Raw genomic sequence first — 8,337 nt, 5'->3', positions numbered from 1 at the left:
GCCATTTTCGCCAGGAATATGCGCAAGCTCATCAATCTTTTTGCGCGGCACCCAATGCGGGTTCGCAGCTTCGCTATGGGCAAGGGCCATGGGCTTCATTCCTGTTTAATTGCGCGGTTAATGTTTACTGCCATGGATGTCAGTACGGTGCAAGTGGGACATGGGTGCGCCGCATTAACGGACTGCGTAATGTTAAAAGGCCTTTTAGCGCCTAACGCGCCCACAACCGTCTGCGCATTTCGCGACGCATTGGATGGCCAACTGCAGATAACGTCGGAACGCGCGCGCTCAAATAACGGCGTCACGCTAAGTTTCAATATGTCCGGAAGACCAAGCCTGCGCCGCTCATAGCGTGCAAAAAGTTGGTGACCCCTACGGGAATCGAACCCGTGTTTCAGCCGTGAAAGGGCCGCGTCCTAACCGCTAGACGAAGGGGCCAATCGCTTGGCGAGCCGCGCCTTTACGGATTCGTTATGCACTCGTCAAGGCCAAGTTCGCGCAATTTCAGTCGGCGAATGCGATGTCGTCGACGTGGAGCTCCGCTTTTGGCGTTGCGCCCCAATCGTCGATCTTCGCGCGGCCCGCAAACCAGTAGCGTCGCCCGCGATCTGCGTGCAGCATTGTCTGGCCCAAAACGGTCTCGCCCTGACGGAAGGCCATCACTTTAAACGACTGCCCGTCGTCGCCCGCGACGATCGCGCGGACATGGTCTTTGCCGACAATATCGCACTTGATGATGCGCAGCGGCCCCGTGACGACGCGCGGCCCTGGCCAGCCCATGCCATAGGGGCCGGCGGATTCCATCGCGTCGACAAAAATCGGGTTTAGGCCGCGCGGCGCGACGATGGCGTCGATCAAAAGCGCCTTGGATCCCGATGCGTTGCTAACGTCTGCCGACAGCCGCGCGTCCAACCAGTCGGCGAGCGCATCAATTTTGTCATGCGACACGGTCAGCCCCGCGGCCATGGCGTGGCCGCCGCCTGCCTCAAGCAACCCAGCCTCACGAGCAGATATGATCGCGGCGCCCAAATCGACGCCCGCAATTGATCGGCCTGACCCCTTGCCGACACCATGTTCGTCCACGGCAATGACGATGGAAGGCTTTCCAGTTTTTTCCTTAATCCGGCCCGCGACAATGCCAATCACGCCGGGGTGCCAGCCTTCGCCCGACAGCAATGCCACCGCGCGGTTGTGCTGCCCCGCCAACATAGCCTCAGCCTGTTCCTGAACCACCGATTCAATCGCGCGGCGTTCTTCGTTGAGCCGATCGAGCTCAAGCGCAATCTCTTGCGCCTCCGCCGCGTCCTCGGTTGTCAGTAGCCGCACGCCAAGGTCCGACTTGCCCACACGCCCGCCTGCATTGATGCGTGGGCCCAAGGCAAAGCCAAGGTCGGAGCAAATAGGTGCGCGGGTCAGGCGGCTCGCCTGAATGAGCGCCGATAAGCCGATATTGCGGCGCGCGGCCATCACCTTTAACCCCTGCGCGACAAAGGCGCGGTTCAGCCCCCTGAGCTGCGCCACGTCCGCCACGGTGCCCAGCGCGACCAAATCGAGCAAGTCCATGATCTTGGGTTCTGCGCGGGTTGCAAAATGGCCGCGCGTGCGCAGCGTGCGGATGAGCGCCGCGCCCAACAGGAATGCCACGCCAACCGCCGCCAGATGCCCGTGGGCCGCCGCCTCGTCGGTTTCGTCTAAGCGGTTCGGGTTTACGAGTGCAAAGGCCTGAGGAAGCTCACTGGCGCATTTGTGATGGTCGACAACAATGACCTCAAGTCCGGCCGCCTTGGCTTGCGCAAGCGCGTCATATGCCATCGCGCCGCAATCGACGGTCACGATCAGACGGCTGCCGCTTTCGCCAATGCGGACAAGGGCCTCACCAGACGGGCCATAGCCCTCCATCAACCGGTCGGGAATATAATAGCCCGCATCAAGCCCCAGCATACGCAGCAGGCGGATGAGCAACGCGGCACTGGTCGCGCCATCGACGTCATAGTCCCCATAGACGGTAATCTGTTCGCCCGCTTCGACCGCTTGCGCCAAGCGCAGCGCGGCATGTTCCATGTCCTGGAATATCGATGGGTCAGGCATGAAATTGCGAATCGTCGGGTTGCGGTGCCGTTCGATATCGTCGCGGTCGACGCCGCGCGCCATCAGCAACTGGGTCACCAGATCGTCGGGCTGGAAATCGGGATCGCGTCCATCGGTGCCGCCGCCGCGCCAATGCCAGGCTTGCTCAAGAACGGAACTGTTAATATCGAGTACGGGCTTCATCCTACTTCCCTATGGCGCACCAGCGGTGCTAGCAAGCGTCGATGCGGCAATTGTTGATAATCTGGCATAGTATGACGGGCGGGTCCGAGGCGTTGGCCCGCGCTGCCTATGACGGTGCGCGCCGTGCGCAGGGCGTCGATGCCCAAATGGTCAACGCAGCAGATGCGGGTGCCACGCAGGTTATGTCGGCGGATGGATATCTGTTCGCATTCCCCGAAAACCTCGCGGCCATAAGCGGCGGTATGAAAAGCTTTTTTGACCGTTGCTATTATCCATGCCTTGGCGCGCTCAACGGGCGGCCTTATGCGATGATTGTGTGCGCCGGATCGGACGGACGCAATGCGGTGGCGCAGGCGGAGCGCATCGCGACAGGATGGCGCTTGCGGCAAATTGCGGAGAGCAGGATCGTCTGCACCCATGCACAGACGTCGGAAGCCATTTTGGCGCCGAAGACCATCAATGAGGCCGATCAACAGGCGGCAGCGGACCTCGGCGAACAAATCGCAACGGGGCTGCTAATGGGTATTTACTGATCAGCCTTGCGATGCTCGCTCTTGACCCAGCGTACGGTGCCTGACGATGCGCGCATCACGACGGTTTCTGTGGTGACCCGGCCATCGCGTAACGTTTTGACGCCAGCGAGCAACGAACCGTCGGTGACACCCGTCGCTGCAAAGATGCAGTCGCCCTTTGCCAACTCTTCCAGATCGTAAATCTTGTCGAGATCCTCAATGCCCCATTTGCGCGCGCGCGACCGTTCATCGTCGTTGCGGAACAGCAGGCGGCCTTTGAACTGGCCGCCGACACAGCGCAGGGCTGCTGCTGCAAGCACGCCCTCTGGCGCACCGCCACTGCCCATATAGATGTCGACTGTGGTATCGGGATTGGTTGTTGCGATGACACCGGCAACGTCGCCATCGGGGATCAGCATCACGCCACAGCCAAGCGCCCGCAGCTCGGCGATCAGCTTTTCATGACGCGGGCGGTCGAGTACGCAAACGATGAGTTCGCCTGGAGCGACACCCTTTTCCTTGGCAACTGCATGCACATTTTCAGCAACCGTTTTGTCGAGGTTGACGATGTTGGGCGAATAGCCCGGGCCGACGGCAATCTTGTCCATGTACACATCGGGTGCGTTGAGCAGATTGCCTTCTTCCGCCACGGCCAATACGGCCAATGCGTTTGGTCCGGCCTTTGCCGTAATTGTTGTGCCCTCAAGCGGGTCGAGCGCAATGTCGATGCGTGGGCCCCTGCCGATGGCGGAGCCAACCTTTTCGCCAATAAACAGCATGGGCGCTTCGTCGCGTTCGCCTTCGCCGATGACAACTGTGCCATCCATATATAATTCGTTGAGCGCCGCGCGCATGGCTTCGACGGCAGCGGCATCTGCTGCTTTTTCATCGCCACGTCCGATGAGCTTGGCTGCGGCAATCGCCGCGGCTTCGGTCACGCGGACCATTTCCAGGACAAGCACGCGGTCGAGGATTTGGCTTGCTGCAGTCATCGTATTTTCCTAGCTATTTGAACGTCAGGGTGCGAAGTTTGCACCCCAAATGGAACGGCATTTTGGGATTTAGGGTTCGATAGGGAAGGCCGCGCCAATTGTCGAGATTAGTTGTCGCCATTTTTGTTGCGCACGTGGTGATGGGGTCCGCGGCGGCGCAACCCTCCAAGGCTGAAGATGGCGTTGCGGCAAGCATTCAACGCGCGCCACCCCAATAAGCTTATCCGCCCAAAATGTGCATGACCATTGGCTCGCCAAGCAAGCTATCGGAATGCTTGAGTGCCTGAAGCGTATCATTGACTGCTTGCTCTGGCCCAGCATGGGTGACCATCGCCACCAAGGCCGTTCCATCGTCACCAGCTTCGGTCTGGATCAGGCTTTCAATCGAAAGCCCCGCATCGCGCATCGCGGCTGTAATTTCCGCAAGCACACCGACGCGGTCAGCGACCACCATACGCAAATAGGATTTGCTGACCCGGTGTGCCGAGGCCGCACGCGGCAGCGTTTCAAGCTCGGCCGATGGCATCGAGAATGCGGGGCCAGTTTCCTTGCGCGCAATGTCGACAAGGTCAGCAACAACCGCGGATGCCGTTGGCTTGTCTCCTGCGCCCGCGCCTTGGAATAATAGGCGTCCGGAGAAGTTGCCTTCAGCCACGACCGCATTGGTGGCGCCGATGACATGCGCCAGCGGATGGCTGAGCGGGACAAGGCATGGTTCAACGCGCTGGAAAATATTCGCCGCGCCATTGTCGCCGTCGATTTCGGCAAGCCCGATCAGGCGGATACGATAACCCAGCGTCTTTGCTTGGGCGATGTCGGCGGCGAGTATTTTGCGAACACCGCGCGCTTCGACGCCGCCAAAATCAATGACAGAACCAAAGCTGAGCGAGGCCAGAATGGAAAGCTTATGCGCGGCGTCAATGCCGTCAATATCGAACGAGGGATCAGATTCGGCAAAGCCCTTTGCCTGCGCGTCCGATAGCACCTGCGCAAAGTCGAGGCCGTCACGCTCCATGGTCGACAAGATGAAATTGCAGGTCCCGTTCAATATGCCATAAACGCGATCGATCCGGTTGGCGGCGGCACCGTCGCGCAAGCCCTGAATCACGGGAATACCGCCGGCGACAGCAGCTTCAAATTTGAGCGCGGTCTGCTTGCTTTCGGCCAGAGCCGCCAGCTCAGCGCCGTGATGGGCGACCATGGCTTTGTTGGCTGTTACCAAGGCGCGTCCGTTTGTCAGCGTTTCGCGCGCCAATGTCAGCGCTGGGCCATCAGCCCCGCCGACAAGTTCAACGACGACATCGACATCGTCTGCGGTGGCGAGTTCGCCCATATCGTCGACCCAGCGATAGCCGGACAGGTCAACGCCCCGGTCTTTGGTCCGGTCGCGCGCGGTGATGGCAACAATCTGGATCTCGCGGCCCGCCCGGCGCGCGATCAAGGCGCTGTTTTCTTCCAGAAGGCGGATGACGCCGGTTCCTACTGTCCCAAGACCAGCCAGACCCACCTTAAGCGGGGCGATACGAGAGAGGGTGGACATAGCTTCTAATTTCCTGCCGAAAGAATGCGTATTTGCGCCGCGCTTAAGCGGATTTGTGTTGAATTGCCAGCCCCGGCTTGCGGCAAAGTGACCGCTGGACAAACTGCACAGGGCCTATCGCCCCTGCGAAAACAGCACAGCGATGCGCGCCAACGTCTTTTTGGTGGGAGTAAGCTAGCCCTGTGACCCATCATTCGCTAGGGGCCATGGATTGGTTTTACAGGGAGCGGCAAATGCGTGCAGTCGGCGTTATCGGAGCAGGTCAAATGGGTGCGGGCATCGCACAGGTCAGCGCGGGCGCTGGCTATCATGTCTATTTGTCGGACCTTGATTTGGCGAAGGCCGAAGAAGGCAAGGCTGGCATCGCCAAGGCACTCAGCCGTCTGGTCGCCAAAGAAAAAATGTCGGCGGGCGATGCAGAAACGCTGTTGTCACGCATAGAACCGGTTGCCAGCTATGAACCGATGGCCGATGCCGGGATGATCATTGAAGCCGCAACCGAGCGGGAAGAAATCAAGCGCAAGATATTTGAATCGGTGGGCGCGGTCATGGGCAAGCAGGCTGTATTGGCGTCCAATACGTCATCCATCCCTATCACGCGGCTGGCGCAATCATCGCCCGACCCACAGCGTTTCATTGGCGTGCATTTCTTCAACCCGGTTCCTGTCATGGGCCTGATTGAAATCATCCGCGGATTGGCGACGACCGATGCAACGGTCGATGTCGTCCGCCAATATGGCGAAGCATTGGGCAAGCAATTGGTGTTTGCAAATGATGCCCCCGGCTTCATCGTCAATCGCGTGCTGATGCCGATGATCAACGAAGCATGTTTCGCGCTGGGTGAAGGCGTTGCCACTATGCGCGATATCGATACCGCGTGCCAATTGGGCCTTAACCATCCGATGGGGCCACTGACATTGGCGGATTTCATTGGCCTCGACACCTGCCTTGACATCACAAATGTGCTGTTTCAATCGACAGGCGATCCGAAATTCCGGCCAGCGCCATTGTTGCAAAAATATGTTGAGGCCGGCTGGTTCGGACGCAAAACGAAGCGTGGATTTTACGATTATTCGGGCGAAGTGCCGCAGCCGACACGCTGATATTTATCGTTGGGTGCGGGTCACTTCAAATGCTTGGCCAAGGTCGGCGATAAGATCATCTGTGTCCTCAAGCCCGATTTGCAGGCGGATCAGTGTGCCGGGCTTATCCCACGCCACGACTGACCGGTATTTTTCGGGCTGGACGGGCAACGCAAGGCTTTCAAACCCGCCCCAGCTATAGCCAATGCCAAACAGTTGCAGCGCATCGACAAAGGCCGCTGCGGTTGCCGTGTCGCCGGTGTGGATAAATGAAAACAATCCTGATGATCCGGTAAAGTCGCGTTTCCAAATGTCATGTCCGGGGCAATCGGGCAAAGCGGGATGGAAAACGGCCGCGACATCGGCCTGTGTCTGCAGCCATTGCGCAATGTATAATGCAGAAGCCTCATGCGCCTTCATCCGCACCGACAATGTGCGCAGGCCGCGGCTCGCCAGATAGGCATCGTCGGGTGAAACGGTCTGGCCAAGTTGCTGCGCGGTTTGGCGCAATTTGGTCCATAATTTATAGTGCGTGGTGACACTGCCCATCATCACATCGCTGTGGCCGACAATATATTTGGTGCACGACAAAATCGCCATATCGATGCCCTTGTCGAGCGCGGTATGGAAATAGGATGTTGCCCATGTGTTATCGAGAAGGGTGACGACATTGCGTTTTTTCGCAGCGGCGCAAATCGCAGGAATGTCCTGCATTTCAAATGTCAGGCTGCCGGGTGATTCCAGCAATATGGCGCGTGTGCGATCACAAAATAGCGCGTCATAATCGGTGGTTCGTGGGTCAAAATATCGGGTTTCAACCCCGAAACGCTTCAAAAACCCGTCAGCCAAAGACCGGCTTGGATCATAGGCGTTGTCGGTCATCAGCAAAATGTCACCCGCCTTCAGCACCGACAGCAGGGCACAAGCAATCGCGGCGACACCCGACGGATACAGCATGGTCCCATGCGCACCAGGCTCCATTGCGGTCAGCGCGTCGGCGAGGGACCATTGCGTCGGCGACCCACGACGGCCGTAGAAAAAGCGGCCGTCTTCGTTGCGCCCTTTGCCCGCCTCCAGCTCAGCCACATTTTCATATAAATGTGTGCTGGCGCGCCAAACAGGTACGTTCACGACGGGGCCCGTGAGCGAAGCCTTGCGCCCTGCAGTGACTGTTTTCGTGGCTGGCTTTTGAGGCTTTTTGGAACTCAAGCCGCACCCTGCGCCTTGGGGGTATCCTTGTCCAAGCCCCATTCGGACCAGCTGCCATCATATAAGGCAACGTCGGATTTACCGGTCAGGCGCGCGCCGAACAGAACAACAGCTGCGGTCATTCCAGAGCCGCAGGTTGTGATCATGGGTTTGTTCAAATCAACGCCCGCATCGGTAAAGGCTTGGGTCAACGCATCGCCGCGTTTCCACGTGCCATCTGCGTTCAAAAGATTGCCAAAGGGCAAGTTGCGGCTGCCGGGGATGTGACCCGAAGCCATGTCAGGCCGCGGTTCAGCTTCTTCACCGGTAAATCGTCCTGCGCCACGGGCATCGACAACATCGGCTTCCTTGCTGTGCAAATTGGCAAGCATGTCTGCTTTGTTGCGCACGGCCTTTTCGTCTTTCCAGACAGTGAAGTGGCGGTGGCGCAACGTAGGCTTGCCGGTTTCGAGCGCGCGGCCTTCGGCTTTCCATTTTGCAATGCCACCATCGAGGATCGCAACATCATGTGCGCCAAACAAGGTCAGCATCCACCAAGCGCGCGTTGCCGATTTGAACGGGCTGTCGTCGTAGACAACGATACGGCTGCCATCGCCCAGGCCAAGCGATTGCATGCGGCTGGCAAATTTCTCTGGCGGCGGCAATGTGTTGGGCAGGCTGCTGTTTGCGTCGGCGAGTTCTTGCAAGTCCATGAAAACAGCGCCGGGGATATGGCCACCTTCATATTCGGC

General features: G+C 58.8%; 7 protein-coding genes and 1 tRNA gene. 2 read left to right on the top strand and 6 right to left on the bottom strand.

The window, feature by feature from the left end:
- Window positions 1-363: 363 nt before the first annotated feature.
- A tRNA-Glu gene (locus ACIQ0G_RS08630) sits at window positions 364-438 on the bottom strand.
- Window positions 439-504: 66 nt separating this feature from the next.
- Window positions 505-2,271 carry a single-stranded-DNA-specific exonuclease RecJ gene (gene recJ / locus ACIQ0G_RS08625; RefSeq protein WP_397577557.1) on the bottom strand — a complete coding sequence of 589 codons (1,767 nt, stop codon included), beginning with the start codon at window positions 2,269-2,271 and terminating at the stop codon, window positions 505-507.
- A 71-nt stretch (window positions 2,272-2,342) separates the two neighbouring features.
- Between recJ and ACIQ0G_RS08620 the strand changes: the two genes are divergently transcribed.
- A complete protein-coding gene (locus tag ACIQ0G_RS08620) occupies window positions 2,343-2,804 on the top strand; it encodes a flavodoxin family protein (protein ID WP_397577556.1) in 462 nt (153 codons plus the stop codon).
- Here the strand turns inward: ACIQ0G_RS08620 and glpX are convergent.
- A complete protein-coding gene (glpX, locus tag ACIQ0G_RS08615) occupies window positions 2,798-3,775 on the bottom strand; it encodes a class II fructose-bisphosphatase (RefSeq protein ID WP_397577555.1) in 978 nt (325 codons plus the stop codon). The genes ACIQ0G_RS08620 and glpX overlap by 7 nt on opposite strands.
- 220 nt (window positions 3,776-3,995) lie before the next feature.
- Window positions 3,996-5,315 (bottom strand): homoserine dehydrogenase, encoded by a 1,320-nt coding sequence (locus ACIQ0G_RS08610; RefSeq protein ID WP_397577554.1) that lies wholly within the window; start codon window positions 5,313-5,315, stop codon window positions 3,996-3,998.
- Window positions 5,316-5,548: 233 nt separating this feature from the next.
- On the opposite strand from ACIQ0G_RS08610, the gene ACIQ0G_RS08605 reads away from it, so the two are divergent.
- On the top strand, window positions 5,549-6,418 hold the full coding sequence (locus ACIQ0G_RS08605) for a 3-hydroxyacyl-CoA dehydrogenase NAD-binding domain-containing protein (RefSeq protein WP_397577553.1): 870 nt from the start codon (window positions 5,549-5,551) through the stop codon (window positions 6,416-6,418).
- Between the two features lie 3 nt (window positions 6,419-6,421).
- Here the strand turns inward: ACIQ0G_RS08605 and metC are convergent, their stop codons facing one another.
- Together metC and sseA are read right to left on the bottom strand one after the other, a co-directional pair.
- Window positions 6,422-7,648, bottom strand: coding sequence for a cystathionine beta-lyase (metC, locus tag ACIQ0G_RS08600; protein WP_397577552.1), 1,227 nt, complete (start codon window positions 7,646-7,648; stop codon window positions 6,422-6,424).
- Window positions 7,603-8,337 (bottom strand): 3-mercaptopyruvate sulfurtransferase (gene sseA, locus ACIQ0G_RS08595; protein ID WP_397577551.1); only part of this gene is annotated, 735 nt, incomplete at its 5' end. The genes sseA and metC, both read right to left, overlap by 46 nt.

The organism is Sphingorhabdus sp. (assembly GCF_044354325.1).
GTDB lineage: Bacteria > Pseudomonadota > Alphaproteobacteria > Sphingomonadales > Sphingomonadaceae > Sphingorhabdus_B.
The sequence above is the reverse complement of the archived record's forward strand: the minus strand, read 5'-3'. Positions and strand labels throughout refer to the sequence as shown.